Annotated in this window: 23 protein-coding genes; 5 read left to right on the top strand and 18 right to left on the bottom strand. The window is 40.4% G+C overall.

Annotated elements, in window-relative coordinates; translation table 11 throughout:
- Positions 1-154: 154 nt before the first annotated feature.
- The 3 genes from H9Y05_RS00325 (at position 155) to H9Y05_RS00315 (ending at position 6,050) form a co-directional block, all read left to right on the top strand.
- On the top strand, positions 155-1,795 hold the full coding sequence (locus H9Y05_RS00325; protein ID WP_216713191.1) for a tetratricopeptide repeat protein: 1,641 nt from the start codon (positions 155-157) through the stop codon (positions 1,793-1,795).
- 128 nt (positions 1,796-1,923) lie between these two features.
- Complete coding sequence (locus H9Y05_RS00320) at positions 1,924-3,789, top strand: T9SS type A sorting domain-containing protein (protein WP_216713190.1); 1,866 nt, start codon at positions 1,924-1,926, stop codon at positions 3,787-3,789.
- Positions 3,786-6,050, top strand: a complete 2,265-nt coding sequence (locus H9Y05_RS00315; RefSeq protein WP_216713189.1) for a T9SS type B sorting domain-containing protein — start codon at positions 3,786-3,788, stop codon at positions 6,048-6,050. The genes H9Y05_RS00320 and H9Y05_RS00315 overlap by 4 nt, the downstream gene beginning before the upstream one ends.
- A 129-nt stretch (positions 6,051-6,179) precedes the next feature.
- On the opposite strand, the gene H9Y05_RS00310 is transcribed toward H9Y05_RS00315, so the two are convergent.
- The 16 genes from H9Y05_RS00310 to H9Y05_RS00235 form a co-directional block, all read right to left on the bottom strand.
- The gene (locus tag H9Y05_RS00310; protein WP_216713188.1) at positions 6,180-6,752 is read right to left on the bottom strand and encodes a hypothetical protein; all 573 of its coding nucleotides are present in this window, start codon (positions 6,750-6,752) and stop codon (positions 6,180-6,182) included.
- A 34-nt stretch (positions 6,753-6,786) separates the two neighbouring features.
- Positions 6,787-7,251: a hypothetical protein gene (locus H9Y05_RS00305; RefSeq protein WP_216713187.1), complete on the bottom strand. Its 465-nt coding sequence runs from the start codon at positions 7,249-7,251 to the stop codon at positions 6,787-6,789.
- Positions 7,252-7,261: 10 nt separating this feature from the next.
- Positions 7,262-7,777 carry a hypothetical protein gene (locus H9Y05_RS00300; protein WP_216713186.1) on the bottom strand — a complete coding sequence of 172 codons (516 nt, stop codon included), beginning with the start codon at positions 7,775-7,777 and terminating at the stop codon, positions 7,262-7,264.
- A 145-nt stretch (positions 7,778-7,922) separates the two neighbouring features.
- A complete protein-coding gene (locus tag H9Y05_RS00295; protein WP_216713185.1) occupies positions 7,923-8,381 on the bottom strand; it encodes a copper resistance protein NlpE N-terminal domain-containing protein in 459 nt (152 codons plus the stop codon).
- 162 nt (positions 8,382-8,543) lie between these two features.
- The gene (locus H9Y05_RS00290) at positions 8,544-9,404 is read right to left on the bottom strand and encodes a WG repeat-containing protein (RefSeq protein ID WP_216713184.1); all 861 of its coding nucleotides are present in this window, start codon (positions 9,402-9,404) and stop codon (positions 8,544-8,546) included.
- Between the two features lie 93 nt (positions 9,405-9,497).
- The gene (locus H9Y05_RS00285) at positions 9,498-9,728 is read right to left on the bottom strand and encodes a hypothetical protein (RefSeq protein ID WP_216713183.1); all 231 of its coding nucleotides are present in this window, start codon (positions 9,726-9,728) and stop codon (positions 9,498-9,500) included.
- Positions 9,729-9,857: 129 nt separating this feature from the next.
- Positions 9,858-10,418, bottom strand: coding sequence for an FANCI/FANCD2 family protein (locus H9Y05_RS00280; RefSeq protein ID WP_216713182.1), 561 nt, complete (start codon positions 10,416-10,418; stop codon positions 9,858-9,860).
- Between the two features lie 83 nt (positions 10,419-10,501).
- Entirely contained in the window at positions 10,502-11,239 is a 738-nt protein-coding gene (locus H9Y05_RS00275) for a hypothetical protein (RefSeq protein ID WP_216713181.1), read from the bottom strand.
- Between the two features lie 106 nt (positions 11,240-11,345).
- Positions 11,346-11,825 carry a hypothetical protein gene (locus H9Y05_RS00270; RefSeq protein WP_216713180.1) on the bottom strand — a complete coding sequence of 160 codons (480 nt, stop codon included), beginning with the start codon at positions 11,823-11,825 and terminating at the stop codon, positions 11,346-11,348.
- Between the two features lie 39 nt (positions 11,826-11,864).
- Positions 11,865-12,272, bottom strand: coding sequence for a 5-fold beta-flower protein (locus tag H9Y05_RS00265; RefSeq protein ID WP_216713179.1), 408 nt, complete (start codon positions 12,270-12,272; stop codon positions 11,865-11,867).
- A 45-nt stretch (positions 12,273-12,317) separates the two neighbouring features.
- Complete coding sequence (locus tag H9Y05_RS00260; RefSeq protein ID WP_216713178.1) at positions 12,318-12,818, bottom strand: hypothetical protein; 501 nt, start codon at positions 12,816-12,818, stop codon at positions 12,318-12,320.
- Between the two features lie 44 nt (positions 12,819-12,862).
- Positions 12,863-14,125, bottom strand: coding sequence for a WG repeat-containing protein (locus tag H9Y05_RS00255; protein ID WP_216713177.1), 1,263 nt, complete (start codon positions 14,123-14,125; stop codon positions 12,863-12,865).
- Positions 14,126-14,168: 43 nt separating this feature from the next.
- Entirely contained in the window at positions 14,169-15,653 is a 1,485-nt protein-coding gene (locus H9Y05_RS00250) for a hypothetical protein (protein ID WP_163492574.1), read from the bottom strand.
- A 109-nt stretch (positions 15,654-15,762) separates the two neighbouring features.
- A complete protein-coding gene (locus H9Y05_RS00245; protein WP_163492573.1) occupies positions 15,763-16,236 on the bottom strand; it encodes a tetratricopeptide repeat protein in 474 nt (157 codons plus the stop codon).
- A 40-nt stretch (positions 16,237-16,276) separates the two neighbouring features.
- On the bottom strand, positions 16,277-16,780 hold the full coding sequence (locus H9Y05_RS00240) for a hypothetical protein (protein WP_216713176.1): 504 nt from the start codon (positions 16,778-16,780) through the stop codon (positions 16,277-16,279).
- 104 nt (positions 16,781-16,884) lie between these two features.
- Positions 16,885-17,694, bottom strand: a complete 810-nt coding sequence (locus tag H9Y05_RS00235; RefSeq protein WP_163492571.1) for a helix-turn-helix domain-containing protein — start codon at positions 17,692-17,694, stop codon at positions 16,885-16,887.
- A 272-nt stretch (positions 17,695-17,966) separates the two neighbouring features.
- Between H9Y05_RS00235 and H9Y05_RS00230 the strand changes: the two genes are divergently transcribed.
- Positions 17,967-19,277 carry a sensor histidine kinase gene (locus H9Y05_RS00230; protein WP_216713175.1) on the top strand — a complete coding sequence of 437 codons (1,311 nt, stop codon included), beginning with the start codon at positions 17,967-17,969 and terminating at the stop codon, positions 19,275-19,277.
- A gap of 7 nt (positions 19,278-19,284) precedes the next feature.
- Entirely contained in the window at positions 19,285-20,034 is a 750-nt protein-coding gene (locus H9Y05_RS00225) for a LytR/AlgR family response regulator transcription factor (RefSeq protein WP_216713174.1), read from the top strand.
- 84 nt (positions 20,035-20,118) lie between these two features.
- Here the strand turns inward: H9Y05_RS00225 and H9Y05_RS00220 are convergent, their stop codons facing one another.
- On the bottom strand, positions 20,119-20,994 hold the full coding sequence (locus H9Y05_RS00220) for a hypothetical protein (RefSeq protein ID WP_163492568.1): 876 nt from the start codon (positions 20,992-20,994) through the stop codon (positions 20,119-20,121).
- Complete coding sequence (locus H9Y05_RS00215) at positions 20,994-21,911, bottom strand: pseudouridine synthase (protein WP_163492567.1); 918 nt, start codon at positions 21,909-21,911, stop codon at positions 20,994-20,996. The genes H9Y05_RS00220 and H9Y05_RS00215 overlap by 1 nt, the downstream gene beginning before the upstream one ends.
- Between the last annotated feature and the right edge of the window lie 14 nt (positions 21,912-21,925).

The following is a 21,925-nucleotide window of genomic DNA, read 5'->3' as shown; positions in this document are numbered from 1 at the left end:
CCAGATTTTAAGAAGATTTTTCTGATAGCTGATACATTTCACATGGCTACTTCCGGTATATGGACTGGATAACCGACTTCTTTTTACGGTCAGAATACCCGTAAATACACAATTTGTACGCTGCCCCTTCAAAGTTAATTATAAATTTGCCGCTATGAGATTGTTGATGAGAGATTTATTTTACCGGGGATTCTTTTTGTTCCTTTTTATTCCTGTCGCAAATGCGCAACCTTCTTCCGCCGATTCAATTACGCGCTTGCTGACTGAAATAAACGAGAATAATCATAATTCTGCAAGAAAAAGGTATGAGTTGGCACAGTTGCTTTTTGATAATGGTAACTATTCCGAAGCATTGTATCAGCTAAAATCGGCTCTTCAGGAAATGAAAGCAACTGAAACCGTTTTGAAGCCAAAAGTATTGGAACTGATTGGCGATATTTATTCCGAAAATCATGAACTGCAGTCTGCGGTGAGCTATTACTTAAGAGCAAAAAGCGCTTATGAAACTATTCTGGATGATCATGCGGTGGGGAATGTGTTGATGGATCTTGCTGCCATCAACCTCCGGATTTCGAAGTATGAAAAGGCCCGTGATTATTTAATGGATGCAAAGAAAAGCTATCAAAAATATCCTGATAAAAATAAAAAAGAACTGGTCAATTGTTATTTTCTTCTGGGGATTGCTCATGGTAGTTCCGGTAAATTAGATAGTTCCCTGTATTACTTTAATAAGTGCGAAAAATTTTATTCGCGGGAAAACGATGCGATCCAATATGGCGGAGTACTGAACAATATAGGTGCTATATACTCAAAAATGGATAATACAAGTGCTGCATTGGAAAAATACAACAAGGCATTAGCTGTTTTTGAGGAAATAAATAGCAAAGCAGGGATAGGAGTGACGATCTCTAATATTGCTTACATTAAACAAAAAGAAGGATTGTACCCGGAAGCGATCCGTTTGTTTAAAGAATCTAATTCTTATTTAAATGAATCAGATGACGGACATTACTTATTGACGAATTATTCGAACCTGAGTGATATCTATAAAGCAATGAATGATTACAAGAATGCCTTGTATTTTCAGGACAAATGCCTGGAGATAAAAGATAAAATCGCAAATGAAGATATCCTGACACGCATTTCAGAGGTAGAAAAAAAACATGAATTAAGAAAGAAAGATAACGAGTATAAGTTGATTGAGAAGGAAGTAGAGCTAAAGAATAAAACACTTTGGTTTACAGTGTCGGCTGCAGTTTTACTTGTCATCGTTGTTTTGTTGATTTACAGAAATGCACGTATTTCATTGCAAAGAACACGTTTAAAAGAGGCTCTGCTGGAGGTCGAAAAAAATAAACTTTCGGATGAACTCCAGTATAAAAATAAAGAGTTGGAGCAATTTGCGCTGACAATTATTGAAAAAAATGAATTCTTAGACAGGATCAAATCAGATGTCAGAGAAATTATGAAAAATCCGCAGGATGAAACAAAAATAAAGGCGTTTTCGGCTCAACTCAATCAAAATGTACAGTTGGAGAGGGATCGTCAAAAGTTTGAACTTCAACTGGACGAAAACCTGAAATCATTTTTTCATAAACTGGAATCTCATTTTCCGAATTTAACAAAAAGTGAGAAGAAATTAGCTTCACTCCTGGTGTTAGATCTTTCGACAAAAGACATCGCTTCTATTTTTAATATTTCATTTGACGGGGTAAAAAAAAGCCGCTACAGGCTGCGAAAAAAACTGAATCTCGAAACAGATGAGGACCTTGCTCAATTTTTGAAAAACTTGTAATTGTCTACCTTTATTTTCCTTTTATAGGCAATAAAATTAATAGATTAAATATCTTCTGTCTACCTTTTGTCTACTTGAAAAATTTGTGAGGTTTTTATAGTCGGGGTTAATTTGCCGAAAATCACGCTATGAATACTCGATTAATTTTTTATTCTGAAAAACTGACATGTTTCGTTTTGTTTTTCTTGTTTGTTTGTGTACTCTATGGAAGTGCTTCGGGACAAAATTCATACATGCAACGAATAAACGGTGGTTGGTCAAGAAGTGTTATCTCTGTTTCAAATTCAGACACAGCTGTCTGGGTTGGAAGTAAATCAGCGAATAATGAAATCCGTGTTGTTAAAACCTATCGCGACTCGTTAGTCGACTGGAGCATTTCAATCGGAGGAGGGACATCTTCCAGTGACCGGGCAAATGATGTTGTAGAAACAGCTGACGGCTATGTTATGGTTGGAAACACGGCTTCTTTCGGAGCAGGTGGGACAGACATCATTGTTACAAAGGTTAATTTTTCAGGTGTCCATCAATGGACAAGAGCCATTGGTACAAGTTCAACGGATTATGGAAATGCGATTATAAAAACAAGTGACGGAAACATTGCCATCTGTGGTAAAGTCGGTTCCAGCACTGTTGACATTGCCTATTTCGCAAAATTGAATAATAGCGACGGGAGTTTTATCAGTGAAAAGCAATTGAGAAATGGTTCCGGTGCATCCGAATTTTTTGATTTGATTCAGACTGCTGATGATGGTTTCCTATGTGTAGGGAAAACAAATAACGATTTCTTTATGATGAAAATGACTGCTGCCCTTGCTGTTACCTTTGGTAAAAAATGGGGGAGTGGGAGCACCGATGAGCTGAACGGAGTTGTAGAAAATTCTGTAAATGATTATACTGTGTTTGGACGAACCTATGGTTTTGGTGCCGGAGGATCGGATGGTTATGCGATGCGCTTTACCTCAAGCGGATCCACCATAACCAATGTTTGGTCAAATACGTATGGATCTGTTGCCGGAGAAGAATTCAGATCCGTTGCCAAATCAGGAAGCGGGTATCTTGCTGCTGGTTGGCAAGACAGGGATACGGGCGGGCAAGATGTTACATGGATAGTCGCTATTGCTTCCGATGGAAACGCGTCCCTTTTCAGAGGATATGGTTCGGTAACAGATACGGAGGATTCTGAAGCAAACGGAGTCACCGTGGATGCTTCCGGGAATATTCTGGTGGCAGGATTATATTCAAATGGCGCGACTCATTTTTCAATGATGAAGGTTCCTTCAGACGGATTGTTCTGTGCGCATAGCCAGGAGATCGGTTCGGTTATGAATGTATCCGTTCCTGCTCTGACGGATCAAACAGCCACGGGATTTCAAACAGTAACTAAGAGTGCGCTGCTCAGTCCGGTTATCGGAACTGGTGACGTCATTGATCGGACATGTAGTACTCCCCTGGTTGCACTATCCATTTCGCTCATCGATTTCGATGGTCAGCCAGCGGGAGATGTTAATAAATTGTTTTGGACCACTGCGTCTGAGCGGAATAATGATTACTTCACACTCTATCGTTCCGAAAACGGAAATAATTGGGAAAAAGCTGCCGTTCTTGACGGGGCAGGAAATTCTTCGGAAATCCTCAATTATGAAGTGTATGATGAAGAGCCGTATTATCCGGTAACTTATTACACATTGAAACAAACAGATTATGACGGCACGGCTACATTGTCGGAAGTGATTGTAATTACGCGCACATCAGGAGAAGAATTGCTTGTAATGTATCCGAATCCGGTCAAGGATGAGGTGAAGTTACTGGTAAAGGATACGAAAGCGTTCGTGCTTGAGATATTTTCAACGGATTCGCGTCTGGTTGAGCAGTTTGAATTTGATAAACACCAGGGACTTGTTATCATTGATTTGAGTTCCTATCCGAATGGTTTGTATCAGGTGAAATTTATTCAAAACAATAAAATCCAAAACTCAAAAATTATAATTCAATGAATTTAAAAACTCAATTTCTCACGTTTTTTATCATTATTTTCAGTTCGAACCAGCTTTTTGCACAAAATCTCTTCAGTAACGGAGATTTTGAGAATTATACCACATGTCCGACTGCACTGGGACAGGTGAATAACGTAATTGGAATAGAATCGTGTACGGTAACCCCGGATTATTATAATGCTTCCTGCGGTTTCCTAACCAATAGTCCTGGTGCCGAGGGAGCTTATTGCAGTATGAATGCACAGGCAAATATTCCAAGTGGTGATGGATTTATCGGCTTTTTTGGAGGGATGTTCAACAATACATCGTACCAATTTGAATCGTTCATCCTGACCCTGGATCAGCAAACAATAGCAGGCCAAAGTTATGAGATTGATTTTGAAATGTTCACCGTTGACCGGCCATTCGGTCCTTGCTATAAAAAACTTGTCGGTAATTGTATGGATTTCGGTTTTTTATTTTTTAATTCCTCCAATCCTGTGACGTGCCTCACCAATCCGTTTTACCCGATTGCTTCTCCTCCTTACCCTGCACCAAGTGTTGCAATCAACTGCTCAGCAATATCTGTCGGAAGCTGGGGACATCAGAGTATGACCTATACAGCGGATGGAGTGTACGATCGCGTTTTGGTATATTTTTATCCAAATGCAAATTCAGGAACAGCAGCTTGTAGCGGAAAAACGGGACATTTTTACATGGATAATCTTTGTATTAAACCTGCTGGCGGAACATGCAGTACCTGTAACTATACCATCGATGCGGGATCGGATCAAAGTGTTTGCCAGGGAGCAACAGTTACATTAAACGGATCTTCTTCGGGTGGTGTTCAATCCCATACATGGACAAGTAGCGGAGACGGAACATTTGATACGAACACACAGATACATGCTGTATATACTCCGGGGCAAAATGACATTGTTAATGGTTCAGTTACCCTGACGTTAACTTCTGATGCCCCTGCCACGCCTTGTACACAGGTTGCAGATGAATTGATCCTGACCATTATTCCAAATACTGTTCCTGTTATTGATGAGATAACTCCGCTGTGTTCCACATCTCCGAATATTACGTTATCAGCAACTCCTGCCGGTGGAACTTGGTCAGGAACAGGAATTGTTAACAGTTCAAGCGGTGAATTCTCACCTGCTCAGGCGGGTGCCGGAACCTGGGAAATTACATATACGACGGGTACTTGTGGAGGAAGTGACGTGACACAGATTGAGGTTCACCAGGAATATACACTCAATGCAGGTGCTGACACCAGTATTTGTGCCAATCAGTTGTTTACCTGTGCTGCAACGGAAACGGGCAATCCTGCAGTTAGCTGGTCTGCTTCCGGTGACGGTTCTTTTGACAACCCTGCATTATTAAATGTGACATACACTCCCGGACAGAATGACCTTGTTAACGGAACTGTATTGTTGACCATTTCAACAACTGTTTCGGGGAGTGCTTGTCCGCAGGTAAGTGATCAGTTCACACTCACAATTGATCCGGAAACGACAGCTGTCTTAACCGTTCCCACCGAAATTTGTGAAACTTCCGATCCTGTTTTATTACAAAGTGATACACCTGGCGGAACCTGGACTGGAACGGGAATTGTTGATTCTCAACAAGGTCTGTTTGCCCCGGCAATTTCCGGTCCGGGATTGTGGACGATCAATTATACATTGACCGGAGTTTCCTGTTTCACCCAGGCAAGTGCTGTAATTCATGTTGATGGACAAAAAAATGCCGGGTTTCATTACGCAGATGAAGAATATTGTCTTCCCGGATCCAATCCTGTGCCGGTGATCACTGGTGATCAGGGAGGTGTGTTTAGTATGGATAACAATGGAAATATTGACCCGTCTACCGGTGAGGTTGTGCTGTATAATACCCCAACAGGAACTTATATTATCAGGTATGCATTTGATGGAGAATGCCAGGCTTCAGCAACTGATACCATTGAAATTTGCGGAGAATATGACGTGCAAATTCCCAATGTATTTACTCCAAATAATGACCTGGTAAATGATGTCTTCCAGCTTCAGTTTACAGGAGTTAAAAAGATGTCATGTACGATCTTAAACCGATGGGGAAATGTGGTGTTCAGTTCGGATTTTCACCATCTTGAATTGATGTCTGAACTCATCATTTGGGATGGGATTACAGCAAATAACAAGAAAGCAGCAGACGGAGTTTATTTCTATCGCATCGTAGCGACTGATCTGAATGACCTTCCGCATAACTACGAAGGTTTTTTAACCTTGATAAGATAGACTTGTATTGAACAGAAATATAAACCCCGCGATGATACAGCATTGCGGGGTTTGTTGATTTCAGGTTCTTCCTGCTTAGTTTTCTGTTTAAAGATTCCCATTACTTTTTAGATTTATTACTCGTGTTACTTATTCATAAATTTCGAGTGGTTCCAAGGTGATTTTGCTCAAATCAACAGCATCTGTTTTTTGTAGCAACAGCATAAATTCCGGCCAGCCACTCAAGCTTTCTTCTAACAGTGTGTATACATTTATCCGCCATAAACCGGGTGCCAATTCTAACAATGGCAGTTCATCTTCAAGTACTGCTTCTCCGGAAACCGGCCGATCGGGATTTAATAGATTCCGGATGTGTAATGAATGCTCAATTTTTGCTTTCAGATCACCTTTGTGATTGTTGCACATCCGTGTAAATGCAGCATGTGAAATCAAACGAATTTCGTCTTCTTCTGCTACGTCCAGGTAATTGTACGACGCTTTGTATTCCCATACATCCGGGTGAATTGCTTCCTTACTGAATACGAAATCAATTTGTTCTACGGCCTCTTTTGTTGTGATGATGTGGATGATTCCTTTGATGAGTAAGTCTGCTAATCCTTTCGGGTAGTCGTAATTAAATGCGTTGCGGGAATAGTATTCTTTGCACTTTGTTATGTTTGCGATGATCAGGACACCTTCTGTGTCAAATCCTTCTACGGTCATGTTTGTTATTTTTTACGTGTTTCATTTGTATGGTTTAATTATTCTGCTGCTGTTTTTCCTGGTTAAACCAATCGTTAAATCCTTCTGTGTTGGTTTTTGTTTCGTGATCAGAGTATTGCGGGTCGTAGAGAATATCGCAATTGAACCCTCCCGTTTTTGGTCGATACACCATTTTTAATAAGGTGGGGACTTCACGGGAATCGTCTGTAAATACATCTGACAGATCCATCAGTGCTTCCCCTCCAAAACTTAATAACGCACGGATGATCTTATCGGAGTCATCAACTTTATTTGTCAATACGTCATTTACTTTCTCTTTTTTCACTAGTTGATGATTGATTTTGTAAAACACGTTGTAAAAAAATATTCCTTGTTCCATGGAACCGTAGATGTAGATACCATCTACTTCTTCTTTGTTGAAGCCGATGTATTCAAAGGCAACTTCCACCATTTCTGTGGTAAGGCGTTGAAATTCTGTATCAAATAGTGTTTTTTTCATTGATTGTATGTTATATTTTCTGTTCGACCAAATCTTTTTTTAAGCTGGCTGTTTTCAGTTGCTTGTTGCGCAGGATGTAGTTCAGATCCGCTTTGTTATCAACCATCAGCTGTACGTGGTAATAATTGATGTGTTCCAGAACCGCGAACACGTTCATGCCTACTGACCATGCGAATAAGTTGTTTTGCCGGAAGGTCCACCCGGGTTGGTACCATTGGAGTATAAATACGACCGGTATGCAGCCGATTAATACCATGTTTATCTTTTTTGCTTGCTGAAACAAGTGAATGTTTCTTTTTTGATCAAACGGACGATTGGTCAGGCTGTATAATTTCAACTTCCAGTAATGTTGCCCCTGGATCAATATAAAAATACATACGAGCAGTCCGTATACCAGGAAAATAATTTCATGAAACGCATACGTGTATACGAAGTAGAGTGTCATTGCGGGAAAGGTGAAAAAAGCATGTAATTTTTCCATGGGATAATACGTGCTCAATCGTTTTATAAGATCCTGTTTACGCATCGTTTTTGTTTTAATTCGACCGGTACGGTTATAGGTTAAAAAAGAAATACAACTGGTCCTCATTCTTTTTTAACACCTCCGGATGGTTAATCTTACTGTGACTTGCGTTTGCTGTTTTTTTATTTATTGTCGATGGTTCAAATCGTTATTCTAACCGGATAATATGTGGCATGATCAAGGTATATCCTTCCCAATCCGCTCCTTTCAATTCTCCATAAATATCGAAGATGGCTTTTACCTGAAACTCTTCGACTTTAAACATATATGGCATTTCCAGCAATGCTTTTTTGAGAAACACAATATCTCCGTCCCACACAAACCTGCCTTTTTGAATGTATGCCGGTTCGTCGGTGTTAGCAGCTTTTGTGCTGAAAATGTATTTATTCCCCTTTTTCAGGGTCAATGACATATCAATGCCATCACAATTGGCACACCTGGTAACACCATAATACGAACCTTCCCAGGGTAGTTCTGCTACCGCTGCGGGCGGGCGTTTGGTATATGTTCTTCCGGGGATTTTCTGTCCCTGCATGCCTTTCTGTGCAACAAGCGAACTGCTTACCGCAAATATGATCACTAAAATGAGTTGGAATCGGTTCTTCATTTCTATTTCTTTATGTGGTTTAACGGGTACTTTTCAATAAATCCAAGTCCCAATTGTGTCAAAAATATACTACTTCCTATTGTCATCGTTTTAATTGCCAGTTGTACATTGCTATTCCGTCTGATTAAACTGTTTTATCCATTGTTTTACTGTTTCCATAACCTATTGATCTTCCCAAAATTCTTGTCCTTTTTTATCAATATATCCCCATCGGGCGTTTCCCGGAATATAGTAGTCCACACCCCAGCGCTCATGGACAAACGGGTCAACGTCCGGCATATCGGTTACTACTTTTGCAATACCGTATTTGTAGTTAAATCCGAAATAGTATTCTTTAGTATAGAGCCTTTTTCCGCTGCTATCAATGTGATAAAATGCCTTGGAATTGATAGCAACCATAGCTGTTCCTTCATGAAACGTGCTGGCAGAAAAATACCGGGCTTTAAAAACCACATTGTCATTCCCGTCTTTGAAACCAAAGTACCTGTTTTGTTCAAATTTTATCAATTCCTGATTTTCCTCAGGCGTTTCATTTCTGTCAGAAAAATAAGGACGTCCTATTGCGTCAAAAACAGCTTCAAAATTGTCAAATTTTGGCGCTGCAATAATTTCCCCTTTTGGGTTTACAGCGCCATATTTATGGTTGGGAAAATAAACAATACACATGTCATTTCGAAAGCCATCCGCCATTATTGCCGCTAATTTAAAGACACTTTCGCCAAAGCGATTAATGAATAGACAATTCTCCGTTGATTGTTTTTCTTTCGCATTTTTCTCATCAATAATTACTACCGATATTTCATTTTTGGTAAATGGGAATACGTTGTCTGCAAGGGGAGATACCTGCGTTCCATTTGTGTTGATCCAACAGCATTTGCCGGCAATTTTCACAAGAGCGAGATCAAAATTTTCCTTGCTGAACGGAGAGATGACATCATCATAAATGCAGTCAATGAGTAGTATCTTCTCAGTATCTGAAAATCCCCATTTGTCCATTTTTCGATAGGGTACAGGATAGTTCATGCGTCTGTTGTTTTTATAAATTGCTTATCTTTTCTAAATAAATAGTCAGCTCCTGCTGCTTATTTTCCGGCATTTTCAGTTCATTGATAAGATTCAGTCCGGATACTGAATACTTTTTTGTTGATCAATTGTAGAAAGATCTTCCGGTAAAGGCTTCGATTTTGAACGGTTATCAGAAGACATTACTTGTTTGAAATACGGGAATATCGACGATAATCTTTTATTCAATTCTTCCTGTCTTTTTTCATGTTCGGTCAGATCCGTTTCCTGGTTGGACTGTTGATGCTTGTCTTTTGAGTCCGGCAATTTGTTGAAATTTTCCATTATATTTTAACATTACTTTTGTTTCATGAACGATTCCTTTCGCAAGGGCAAATCACTTCCGGCATTTATTTAAAATTTCCTTCATTGAGTCAATGATTTTAATGCCGACTTTTTTGTGCTCATCGTTTTTCATTCTTTATTATAATCCTCCAGACTTGTTGCTTCTTCTGGAGCCAGGTATTTTTCTACCGCTATGAGTTGTCCTTCATCGATCACTGTAACCGTGTCTAAATCCACCGGGTGGTACCAGGTTCCTGCATCGGAATTAAAGCTCTTTTTATAAATGATTTTCAGTCCTTCGTTGGTTTCGGAAACATAAAAAATGGAGGAGAAGTACAAATCTCTTCCGCCTTTATAGGGATAGCTGACATAACAACCATATATGTCTTTTCCTGTAACGATACGTTTTAAAGCATCTCCCAATACGGGATTTTCGTAGTGCTTGATCTGGAATAAAGTGCGGGGAATAATTTTCTCTACTTTCATTTTACACCGCTGTTCCCATTGCTCGTCTCCTTTTCTCTCTGCAATGGAAGCTACTCGTTCGTATTGTAAATAATAGATCAGTGCATTTACTTTAGCGGCAATTTTCTGACATGCTTCATCCGTTATTTCCATTGAATATTCTGCACAACTGAAATCATATTCTGCCGTTATAAATTGTTCTATAAATTGTTTGATTGATTGCATCTTTTGATTGATTTTAATTGCTCACTGAATGGATACCTTGCGTTCGTTTTTGATACTCTCATTCCGGTCAAATAATTTTCTGGCTATTCGTAGTATGTATATACTTTGTAATAAACTTCTCTGAGCCGTTCCTTTTCAAGATCGTCGTATCCATAGATGACAGTCGGGTTTCCGTACCGGTCATATTCCTGTGTTACTTGCAGTTGATAAGACACTTCCATTCCCCCATTTCTATTCTCAGTCGTTTTGGTTCTTTTTTCCTGAATTTTATTGTTGTTGCACATAAAATCCAGCTCTTCGGTCACTTGGATACTATCACCTTTCATGAAGACGCTTTTGATTAACCGATAATTTTGATCCAGTGTAATAACGCTTCTATAAGCACTTTTCCCGGATGAAACAATTGTGTAATTATAATCGTCTGACCAAACGTAGCTGTAATTTCCTTCCTCTACATCTCCGTCCCCAAAACGGTATATTTCTTTGAAGGATATATCTTTTCCTTTTCCGGAAAACAGGAGTTTAAACTCTGTTTTGCTTCTTTTGCGATTTCCTGTTGTATCTGATTTCCACAAGCGATGCATTGCCAGCATATTACCTGAGTGATCAAACGTCATGGATGTTTTTCCTGCGTAATCAGCGGTATCTGTTGGAATTTTTCCATTTTCTATCGTATGGATATAACCTGTTACTTCTTTTACTGCTCCATGAAGCCCATATTCCAATTTCTGTGTATATGTGGTTGCAGAAATTTTATTTTCTTGCCCGTTACAGGAACAGAATAACTGAAGGAGTATGACTAATAATACCGCTGTTTTCATTTTTTATTTTGAATTAAATGCCTGTTTCATACTGTTTGATTTATGGTGCTTTCCGCATGGTAATCAGTAGTGTCCACGGCAAATTTTAAGCTATAATGGTTGCGCATTATTGCTCTTTAAATCGAAATATTTTTTCCGTATATGTTGTGTCCTTTTCCAAAAAATAGATGTTGTTGTCCTTTACTTTATACCAATAGATGGGAGTATGTTGTTCATCCTCGCCACTGCCGGTATCCCAAAAAGAAGCATGTTGGCTTTTGACTTCTGCATCCGTCAGATCTCCGCTGACGTTGAAAATATCTGTTATTACCAAAGACTTCAGTTCTCTGTCACGGTGTATTTTTTGACCTTCATACAAACCATTTTCAATTTTAGAATAGGTTCTGTTTACAGCAAATACGGTATCCTCATTGTGTTTACTAAAATGAACCTGATAGATATACATTCTGCCGGAGCCGCTTTCTTTTGCACCTTCGGGAATAGGAAACTCTTTCTGATATCCAATAAGGGTTGCTCTGAATTTATCCTTTATGGGTTTATTACAACTCATTACAATCAACATCAAGGGGATGAAATAGTATTTCATTTTTGAATACTGATCTTTGATGTTTTTATCTGGAGTGCGTTAAAATTTAAAAAAGAAGAAAACAACCGCCGCCCATTCTTTCTTAACACCTCTGGCATAGCCAATTGTACTTCGACTGGAACTTTCTACCGTTCCGTCATCTTTCACATAACCCAGCGTACTTCGACTGCTGTTTTCGACCGTTCCGTCCTGCTTTACATAACCGACAGTGGAGCGATGACTATTTTCAATTGTTCCGTCGCTTTTAATGTAACCGATCGTGGAATGATGGCTATTCTCAATGATTCCGTCGTTTTTAATATAACCAATGGTAGAACCGCTGCTATTTTCAATGGTTCCGTCACTTTTTATACGTCCGGTTGTACTACGGGTACTGGATTCAATGGTTTGCGCCTGAGCACATACAGTGCTTACTAAAGCGATGATCAGAAGTGCTGTTTTTTTCATGTCTTAAAAGTTTATGTTTATTATTCAAGTTTCTTCGTTTTATTTTCAGTGCAGTTTTGCCTGTTGCAACGACCCGATCAGATGGTTGCCAACTTCAATTGCTTCTTCTGCATTTGTCCCGGTTTTGCTGCCGTGTTCCAGTGCAATCGCGTGTAGCTCCATATACAGCACATCGCCTTCCAGCCAGTAATAGCAGATAAGCAGATTCCCTTCTACGGAAAAACTACTTGCCAACCGATTCCCGATGAACTGTTGTGGTAAAACAATTCCGTTTTTCTCGTCAATGTTCCAACCGGATTTACCTTTTATGAGTTCATATTTTCTCGGACTTTGATGAGGTGCTTCATAATGCAGCGTCCAGGACCACCGAACCGAATCGATCGGTTGAATCACAAGGCTCATTGGAACGTTGTGATTGCCATTGGCAGAAAAGATGGCTACTTCACCTTTCCAGTTCCCTTCCCAGGATGTTGGAAAATCAGTTGTCTGTGCTGTTAGCAACGGACTAAATGCTATTAGAATAAGGGCTGTTAATAAGTGTTTCATTGTGTTGATGTTATAGTAAGGTATTGCTCATGGAATATGTGTTTTTAAAATAACCTGCGTCCCTGTTTATCAATGAAAAACCAGTTTCCGTTTTGTTTCACCAAAGCTGCTCCGTCACTAAATCCATACAGATCCTCATATACTTCGGGAAATAATACGTTCCCCTGCAAGTCAAAAAACTGTCCTTTCTCGCCGGCAATCATTCCGATAACGCCTTCACCCGCTTCTATCTGGTCATACACTGCGGGAATGACCAACTCACCTTTTTTATTGATACATCCTATTTTTCCATCAATGTAGACTCCTGCCAGGCCGTCGTAAAAGCTAAATACGTTGCTGTATTGCATCGGAATAACCACCTTCCCGGTTTTATCAATAAATCCGTATTTGTCATTTAGACTGACCGCCGCCAATCCATCACTGAAATGAGGGAAATTATCGTAGAGTAGGGGTACGACTACTTTCCCTTTCCGGTTGATAAATCCATGTTGTTCATTCAACTCAACCATCGCCAGACTGTCATTAAAAAAGAACACATACGTGTAAGTGGGCGGAATGACAATTTTCCCTTGCTTATTTATACAACCGCTTTTCCCGGCTATTTCAATGGATGCCAATCCATCGTGAAAAGAAGAGAGACTGGTACAGTTGTGCGAAACAGGTTTCCGGTTATTCAGTGTATCAATGATGAACCATCGGTCGTTATCTTTTACGGTGGTTAGCTCTTCTGAAAAATCACTGGCATCATCATAAATGACCGGAATTATTTCTGCACCGCTTTTATCAATAAAGCCCCATTTTCCGTCCAGTTTTACGAGCGCTCTTCCATGTTGGAAATCAGCTGCAAAATCGTATTTGGCCGGAGTGATTTCCTTACCTGATTTATCAATAAATCCATATTTTCCTTTTTGCTCAATCCTTGCAAACCCGTTGCTGAAGTCATGTGCGTAATCGTACTTGCAAGGTATAACGTTATTTCCCTTTTTATCAATGAATCCATGTTTTTTATCCACGGACACAATGGCAAACCCTTCCTGAAAGGAATAAACATGTTTGTAGGCAGCGAGCGGGGCGTTGTCTGTGTTCTCCTGCTCCGGGGCGTGAAGAGGTTTCCCGTTTTCTTTTCCCGGGTTCCCGTAACCACAGCTTTGAAGCAGGGCTAACTGTAATAGAACGACCACTATTTTATTCTTCATATCCATGCGTTTTTCTATCTTTTCCATTTTCAGAATCGTTGCGGTTGTGAGCGAAACAAATTCTTTCTTTTTCAGGTTGTTTGCAGATCCGGTTATTAGTAGAAAGTCCATTCCGAACGGCATCGGAATGGACTTGAAACCTATTATTAAATGATTAGAACGGAAACAATGGAGCAAGTACCATCCCTCCCGATTCAGGATTCCCCTGAACATATTCTTTCTGGTACGTGAGCGGAACCAGGTTCCATTCGCCTTTTTCTTTCCACTCACTGATGATCGCTTCCCGCGCAACTTTCGCTACGTCATCATCTTCGCTTCTGAGCTTTGATGCTTTGAGCCACATACTGTCAACCGGTTTGATGTTAATCATCAAGACTTCTTCCAGGTTGAGTTGTACACGTTGCGGTACAAGTTTAGATTCCATTCCCAGCATGACGCCAAAACAGTCATCTTTCAGGAATCCTTCCGGCGTTAAAAAGCTTCTGCAATTGTGATTGTCGTGGTTTTCTCTGTTTACCCACAATTCAATGTTCTCTTCTGTGAACTCAACGGAAACGTATTGTTTCGCCAGCATCAACTGTTTGATTTCACCATGACCAAGTGCCACTTGGGAAACACTGTTAACCAGTGCCATCGCGAAATGTTTGTGCACTACCTCGTACGGAATCTGACCATAAAATTCCATGTAAAATTCCGCACCGATTCCATTGTATTCCAGGTTCTCATCCTGGTGAGGAGTGGTATAAATATCGGTTAGTCCGTCCGTAATGAGAATGGTGGTTTCCGGTGTGTGAATCACCCGCATCTTACAGGAATTGTGCGACGTACTGTTCTCCGGCCAGGAATGATCTCTGAAACCTCCGACTCTCAGATAAATAATGCGGTCGTCTAATGTTCCCAATGAACGGAAAAACGCATGGCGTAAGCGTTGACCTTCTTCGAACGCTTCTTTTCGTTTGCTGTATTCCGGACTTACTTCAATAGAAGTTACGGTGAGAAGAGGTAAACCGTGTTCTTCAAAAGCAGGACTGGATTGTGCCGCAATCACGCCATTTTCATACTTGAAGTAAAAACGGTCTAATTTCCCGCCTAAAAGATGATAAATAGACTCCAGATCACTACTGCCACTCATGAAATCAAATGAACGCATAGATGCTTCGTAGTATTCAGTTGTATCCATAAACATTCCCAACTCATCTGCTTCTTGTGTAAAGCTGACCAATAATTCTTTTTTCTGAATCTTATCTTCCGGCCGGTAGTGATCGTTTTCAATATTTTCTTTGATATCTTCTAAGAACATGGCAACGGTGTATTGTTCCATTCGGATCGGCTCTCCTTTGCTGAAGGTAAACTTTACTTTTGCATGTACCGGGAAAAAGCGGATCAAATACCGGAAATCAGTATCTTCGATTGCCCCGACATGTTCCATGAATTCGTCATCGGAATAGTTACCTGTTTTTCCATACCGGTGAATCGCTCCGTTTTCGAAAAACGAAACGTTTCCACCCGAACTTCCGTGTTCATCCCGGGTGATTTCCGAAAAATACGTACGTCCCTCTACCAATAACGGGTTCATTTTTTCAGTCACTTCCGCGATCATTTTCTGTGCTTCTTCCGAGCTTAAATAGTCATTTGTCATACGCTAATAATTGATAATTTTAGTTGTTCACAATGTATAAGTAGTAGGCAGATTGATGGTTAAAATTGCGTTTATTTTGGATTAAAAAATGCGATCAGAAAACAGGTGCCTACACATGCTTGTTTGCTTTCCCGGTATACTTTCCTCCAGGAATCAACTCCAGGTAATACTGTGACCATTTTGCTTTATCGCCATCGACTTTCATCAATTCTTCACATGCTTCCCAGATGTTATCATCCATCATGTTTTTGTCAAAGCCGTTTTTGTACGACCGGGCGTAAAACTCAATCGCCTTTTCAAAATCTCCCAGGAAGAAATGACACACCCCAATCTGGTTCTGGCAATTTCCTTTTTCATGTGCATCTGTCGTATTTTCTTCAATCGCGGTAAACAATGTAATCGCTTCTGTGTATTGCCCTTTCGGAATCAGCCGGCATGCCTGGTTGAATGTTGAATTGTATACATCTGCGTCCATTTTATCTTTGAGCGACAATTGAATTTTTTCAATTTCCTCCATTGACAGGTCCTTTGAATGTGCTACCAGGTTTTTGTCCTTTTTGAATAATCCGCTGAAAATTCCCATACGTTTTTACTTTTTATGATGATTAATTAACTTTCTATTATTATACGGTCGGAATCGCTGTGATCTCTTCATAAGGAAACCGATTGTTGGTGTATACCAGTTGGATAATGATTGACAGACAGATACTGTTTTTGCGTAGTTTACAGTGTGTAAAAACAATGGCCCAGCCTGGTCGTAAGTCGTTTAAAACTATTTTTTCATTCCAGAAACTGAAGGCGTCGATGTCTCCCTGATGATTGCTGCATATTTCGGTAAACTCACTATGGGAAAGAACATATACTTCGTCATCGGCATCAATGTAAAGGTTCTGCTCTCCAATTAATTTATATCCTTTATAGTCATTCATTGCAATGTCGATGACTTCTCCTTTGACTTCATCACTACTTTCGGTCGTCAGTGCGATGACCGAACCGTTATTTACAAGGGGTAAAATCCCTTCCGGGAACTGGTGATTAAACTCCGTGCCTGCAACGTATTTTTTTAATCCCTTTTTTGAGCAGACGAGCAATACCCCCTCTGTCTCTTTTTCAAATGATATGACCATAATCCGTTGTGTACTGCTTGTCACTGCAAAAGTAGTGCGCGACTATTATTTAAACTTGTAAAAATGTAAACTTCGAACGGTTGTCTTTCCGCCAATCAACCATTTTATATAAACAACCAGATTGTTTCTTTTTCGGTGTCCACATTTTTGAAAAATGACGAAGGGCTGCTGTCGGTGTATTCTTTGAAAGCTTTGTTGAAATGGGACTGGTCATAAAACAAGTTTTTATGCGATAATTCCGTGAGGTTTTTGATGTCCCCACTTTTTTTGAGTGAATTCCGAAACCGGTGTATCTTCCGGTATTCAGTTGGTGTCTTACCGATGTTTTTCAGAAATAATTTATTGATATATTGCCGGCTGAATTGATGTTTTTTTGCAATTTCATCTATCTTCAGATCGGTGGTTTCCAGGTCTGAAAGTAACTTTTCTATGAGCGAGAAATCCCGCGTCTGTAACTTTGAAAGCCAGTATTGTTCAATCGCTTCAAGTTGTTGTTCCCGGTCTCCCATGTTTAAAATTTCGTCCATTCTTTCATTGAACTCTGAGGAAACGGTGTAATCCATTAACTGCTCATGCTGCAAAAAAAAATCGGATTCAGGAATAAAATGATTCAATCCCAAAGGTTTGAAATAAAATGTGATTTCGTTAACCACTTTTTGATAGACCACTTCGATGGGATAGGAGTACCGGATGACCAAATTGGTGGATATTTTTTTTGCAGGGGAAGGAAACACAGTGATGTGTCCTTCTTCATACAGCACATCTGCATTCTGAGACACAGAAAGGATACAATAATTATTCGGAAAGGTTTTATACCGGATGACCGTCGGATCGGTATCCTCAAAAATAAAATAATACCCCTCAATGTATTTTTGCAGAAGTTCATTCCTGGTCTTATAGAATACCATTTTCATAGTGCAAACGCGTGATAATTCATGGCCTGTTTTCGTTTCCTTTCACTCCTCTGTCTTTCCCGTCCTGGATTTCTTCATCCGGGAAAGATGAAGTTTATTTGATCCAAAAATAAAAGAATAAAAGACAGATCATTTTGAAAATATATATTAGACCGGATTTAAATGAAATCCGTGCCGTACCGGATGATATTCGCTTTTTTACAACTTTTCCGATGCGTGCACCTGTCATAAATGTGTATTTTTGACGTTCAAATGAGGCTAAAAAATTAAAAATGAGCATGAACGCTGTATTGAACTGTTTCCTGACCGGTATTTTAGCGCTGATTCCAATGGTGTATTTTTCACAATCCAACCGGGCAGGGAATCATCAGGACAAGCAGCAATCTCATTTCTCTCACGATAGCACCCGAGTGGATCTTCTGATCGATTCAGCTACCAAAATAGCGCATTCCAATGCGAAACAAGCGATTCGGATGCTGCAGAAAGCCGGAGAACTTGCTACGGAATTGGAGTATGCAAAAGGAAAAGCGGTGTGTTACCTGCGTATGGCCGGTATCTACAACATCCACCGTGATTATGAAAAGGCACAGGAATATGCCTCAGAAGGAATGGCAATCGCAAATAAATCGGAACTGGATACGCTTAAAAAGCCCTTTTTTATGATGTTGTCAGAGATTCAGTATGACAAAAACCACCATGAACCGGATACAACTATCCGGGAAGAGGTGCGGGATATCGTTGCTGCGATTAAATATAAGTATTATTTGAAAGACAGCCTTGATAAATCGGTCGAGAAAACTAACTTTCTGGAACGGGACATGCAGAATAAAGAAAATGAACTGCTGGTTGTTCGTCTGCAAACCGTTTTATTTGCAGTGGGTTTTGTAGGGGTATTGCTCTTTATCGGTTTTGGTGTGATGTGGGTGAATGTACGCAGGGTAAAAATGAAGAATAAACAATTGCTGACGGAACAAAAGCTCAAACGTTCGCAAATGAACCCGCATTTTATTTTTAATTCCATACAGAACGTCCGAAGCCTGATCCACGGAAAGAAAGAAGAAGCCGCTATAGAATACCTGAACAGGTTTTCCCGGCTTACACGCCAGGTGCTGGAAAGTTCCGATGAAAATTACATTTCACTGACCGAAGAAACGGAAATGCTCCGAAATTACTTATCCATACAACAGCTACTGTACGGGAATATGTTTGATTTTTCTATCTCTGTTCCGGAAAACATGGATACAGATGCTTTTTTCGTTCCGCCGATGCTGGCGCAACCATTTGTCGAAAATGCAATTAAACACGGCCTGGCAGGAAAACAGCAGGGCGGACAGATTTCAGTGCGGTTTCTTCTGAAGAATAAAAGATTGTTTTTCGAAGTAACGGACAACGGGACGGGATTCTCTGGGTCCCGGAAAACTGAAAACCACAAGTCAATGGCGATGTCCATTACAAAAGAACGCTTGTCGCATTACTCCAGGACGGCTCATTTCAGGTTCCATGCAGCTGATATCCTGGATGAGAACCAACAGGTGAAAGGCGCGAAAGTCCAGTTTGAAATTCCTTATATTTACGAAAATTAAAAGAGATATGCTTAGAGCTGTTATCATTGAAGATATTGAATCGATTCGTGAAGAATACATAACATTAATCCGCTCCCATTGTCCCTCGGTTACTGTTGTGGGGCAGGCCGATTCCGTGGCTTCAGGAGTGCGGTTAATCAGAGAACTGACCCCGGATTTGGTATTCCTGGATGTAGATATGCCGGATGGTACCGGTTTTGATTTACTGCAGCAACTCTCTCCGGTTAATTTCAAAGTCATCTTTATCACCGGACATGAAGATTACGCAGTACGTGCTTTCCGCTTTTCTGCAATAGATTACCTGATGAAGCCGTTGGACGCGTACGAGCTGACAGAGGCGGTAAAAAAGGTGGAGGGATTGTTGGGACAGGAAGTGTTTAATGCGAAGTTGGCGAACCTGTTTGCCAATATGGAACGTCCGAAAGATCTGCAAAAGCTGATTCTTAAAACTGCTGACCGGATTTATTCCGTGCATGTTCAGGATATTGTTCACTGTGAATCGGATAAGAATTACACGACGTTTCACTTCATCAATGCTCCGAAACTGGTTGTTTCCACCAACCTGAAAGAATACGATACCATTCTCTCGCCGCACAACTTTTTCAGAACCCATCAATCACATTTGATTAACATGGCCTATTTTGATCATTATGTGAAAGCGAACGGCGGCAATACAATTGTACTGAAAAATAAACAATCTATTCCGCTTTCTGTTCGCAAGAAAGATGAATTCATGGAATTGCTGAAGCGTATGTAAAGGAACAGCAGCACCTTGACTGATACTAAAAAAAGCCATCGCTTCTTCAGGGATGACTTTCCGTTTTTTAATGAAGTATCCTGCTTACCACGTAGGGCAGGAGTTACAATTGTTTTTAGTGCGGATGTAGAACATCGCTCCGATTACAGCATTCATTTCCATAAAACCGTAGGCATGCCGTGCATAAGCGGAAACATCATTCGGTCGTGTCTTCACATGTACCTGGTGCATGAATCCACCGCCGTAGTTGGCTTGCAGAAATACGTGCTGGAAAAACTCAAAACGAAGTCCCAGATGTGCCGAAAGACCATATCCCGAAAGAGAAATGGTACGCATATCGTTCTGACCTGCAAAACGGAAATCATTATAAGACAACAATGCTCCTGCGGAGAGACCGGCATTGGTTGTAAATCCAAACCATCCGCTTTTTGTTTCATACCATTGATAGGATCGTGTCAATTCAACGCGCAGGTAATTCAATCCGTCTGAATTTTCATAGTGAAAGTTGGTCCGGTCAGTGGTGTAATCTACATTGTCGTAATTTCCGGAAAGATTGGATTCCGTATCCAGTCCGGGCTCGATATAACCTGATAACCGCACTTGGTTGTGATCTGCGAAGATGTATTTCAGGTGATCGTATCCGACAGAAATGGCCCAATTGTTTTTGATGTAGTAACCGATTCTCACATTGAATTGCGGAACAGTCAGCGATGTCGGATTGAGGTAATGCCATCCTAATTTAGAAGGATTGTCGTGAGCCCGTGCACCGGCCATCGTAAAATCGTATCCGCTTCCCTTGAACTGAATGTTGCTTTTAGTGTAAAACGACCGGTTATACCCCCAGTAGAAGAACAGTGTTCCTTTGGCATCCGCTTCTTTCTTTTTGGCGTATTTTCGTTTCTGTCCTGCTGCAGGCAGTACGAGTACAACCAATAAGAGAATAGTTAATATATGCTTCATTACGACATCTTTAAAAACGCAACTTCTTTTTCAGTCAGGTGACGGTAATAGCCTCTTGGTAAATCTTTCTTCGTCAGCCCTGCAAAGGAAACGCGATCCAGTTTTACGACCTCATACCCCAGGGCTTCAAATGTACGGCGAACAATCTGGTTTTTACCTCCTTTTACTTCAACACCTAACTCCCGCGGAGAACCCTTTACAAACTCAACCTGTTCAAAACGCGAAGTTCCGTCTTCCAGGTCAATTCCTTTCAACAGTTTTTCTACGTCTTCTACACTGAATGGTTTGTTGAGCTCCACATCAAATAATTGGGATGCACGGTGTTTGGGATGTGTCAGTTTTTTTGCCATGTCTCCGTCATTGGTAAACAATAACAAACCGGTTGTCTCTTTATCGAGCCGACCAATCGGGTAAACACGTTCTTTACATGCTTTTTTGACCAATGACATCACGGTTTTTCGTCCATACGGATCATCCGAAGAAGTGATAAACCCTTTCGGTTTGTTGAGCAATACATAGCGTTTAACTTCCGCACGGATTGTCTCGCCATCATATTTTATAACGTCGGTCGGACCGATTTTATAGCCAAGTTCGGTGATGATTTCTCCGTTAACAGAAACAACTCCCGTAGCAATCAATACATCTGCTTCACGGCGGGAACAAATTCCTGCATTGGACAAGTATTTATTGAGCCGGACAGCATTTTCATTGAAACTCGGAAGCGGGTCTCCTTTTTTCTGTTTGTCTTTAAAATCAACGTATTTACTCTTTGCCTTTAGCGCTTTCCCTGTTAGCTTTTGATTGTCTGAAGCAGACTTTTTTACAGGGTTTTTGGCTTTTGCTGCTGGTTTTCCGGCAGCTGATTTTGGTTTTCCGGTTCTGGAGGTTTTACCTCTACCGGTGCTTTTTGTGTTCATCTCGAGCAGAATTT

Source organism: Taishania pollutisoli, from assembly GCF_014518315.1.
In the GTDB taxonomy this organism is placed as follows: domain Bacteria; phylum Bacteroidota; class Bacteroidia; order Flavobacteriales_D; family Crocinitomicaceae; genus Taishania; species Taishania pollutisoli.
Note: the sequence above shows the minus strand (reverse complement) of the source record. Positions and strands in the feature narration are given on the sequence as shown.

Excerpts from the sequence above, each read along its gene's own strand:
- H9Y05_RS00285 (WP_216713183.1), bottom strand. The coding sequence starts at position 9,728 with ATGGAAAATTTCAACAAATTGCCGGACTCAAAAGACAAGCATCAACAG.
- H9Y05_RS00295 (WP_216713185.1), bottom strand. The coding sequence starts at position 8,381 with ATGAAGAACCGATTCCAACTCATTTTAGTGATCATATTTGCGGTAAGC.
- H9Y05_RS00225 (WP_216713174.1), top strand. The coding sequence starts at position 19,285 with ATGCTTAGAGCTGTTATCATTGAAGATATTGAATCGATTCGTGAAGAA.
- H9Y05_RS00260 (WP_216713178.1), bottom strand. The coding sequence starts at position 12,818 with ATGAAACACTTATTAACAGCCCTTATTCTAATAGCATTTAGTCCGTTG.
- H9Y05_RS00305 (WP_216713187.1), bottom strand. The coding sequence starts at position 7,251 with ATGAAAAAAACACTATTTGATACAGAATTTCAACGCCTTACCACAGAA.
- H9Y05_RS00270 (WP_216713180.1), bottom strand. The coding sequence starts at position 11,825 with ATGAAATACTATTTCATCCCCTTGATGTTGATTGTAATGAGTTGTAAT.
- H9Y05_RS00235 (WP_163492571.1), bottom strand. The coding sequence starts at position 17,694 with ATGAAAATGGTATTCTATAAGACCAGGAATGAACTTCTGCAAAAATAC.
- H9Y05_RS00325 (WP_216713191.1), top strand. The coding sequence starts at position 155 with ATGAGATTGTTGATGAGAGATTTATTTTACCGGGGATTCTTTTTGTTC.
- H9Y05_RS00320 (WP_216713190.1), top strand. The coding sequence starts at position 1,924 with ATGAATACTCGATTAATTTTTTATTCTGAAAAACTGACATGTTTCGTT.
- H9Y05_RS00245 (WP_163492573.1), bottom strand. The coding sequence starts at position 16,236 with ATGGGAATTTTCAGCGGATTATTCAAAAAGGACAAAAACCTGGTAGCA.
- H9Y05_RS00215 (WP_163492567.1), bottom strand. The coding sequence starts at position 21,911 with ATGAACACAAAAAGCACCGGTAGAGGTAAAACCTCCAGAACCGGAAAA.
- H9Y05_RS00300 (WP_216713186.1), bottom strand. The coding sequence starts at position 7,777 with ATGCGTAAACAGGATCTTATAAAACGATTGAGCACGTATTATCCCATG.
- H9Y05_RS00275 (WP_216713181.1), bottom strand. The coding sequence starts at position 11,239 with ATGAAAACAGCGGTATTATTAGTCATACTCCTTCAGTTATTCTGTTCC.
- H9Y05_RS00310 (WP_216713188.1), bottom strand. The coding sequence starts at position 6,752 with ATGACCGTAGAAGGATTTGACACAGAAGGTGTCCTGATCATCGCAAAC.
- H9Y05_RS00250 (WP_163492574.1), bottom strand. The coding sequence starts at position 15,653 with ATGACAAATGACTATTTAAGCTCGGAAGAAGCACAGAAAATGATCGCG.
- H9Y05_RS00315 (WP_216713189.1), top strand. The coding sequence starts at position 3,786 with ATGAATTTAAAAACTCAATTTCTCACGTTTTTTATCATTATTTTCAGT.
- H9Y05_RS00290 (WP_216713184.1), bottom strand. The coding sequence starts at position 9,404 with ATGAACTATCCTGTACCCTATCGAAAAATGGACAAATGGGGATTTTCA.
- H9Y05_RS00230 (WP_216713175.1), top strand. The coding sequence starts at position 17,967 with ATGAGCATGAACGCTGTATTGAACTGTTTCCTGACCGGTATTTTAGCG.
- H9Y05_RS00255 (WP_216713177.1), bottom strand. The coding sequence starts at position 14,125 with ATGGACTTTCTACTAATAACCGGATCTGCAAACAACCTGAAAAAGAAA.
- H9Y05_RS00240 (WP_216713176.1), bottom strand. The coding sequence starts at position 16,780 with ATGGTCATATCATTTGAAAAAGAGACAGAGGGGGTATTGCTCGTCTGC.
- H9Y05_RS00265 (WP_216713179.1), bottom strand. The coding sequence starts at position 12,272 with ATGAAAAAAACAGCACTTCTGATCATCGCTTTAGTAAGCACTGTATGT.
- H9Y05_RS00220 (WP_163492568.1), bottom strand. The coding sequence starts at position 20,994 with ATGAAGCATATATTAACTATTCTCTTATTGGTTGTACTCGTACTGCCT.
- H9Y05_RS00280 (WP_216713182.1), bottom strand. The coding sequence starts at position 10,418 with ATGCAATCAATCAAACAATTTATAGAACAATTTATAACGGCAGAATAT.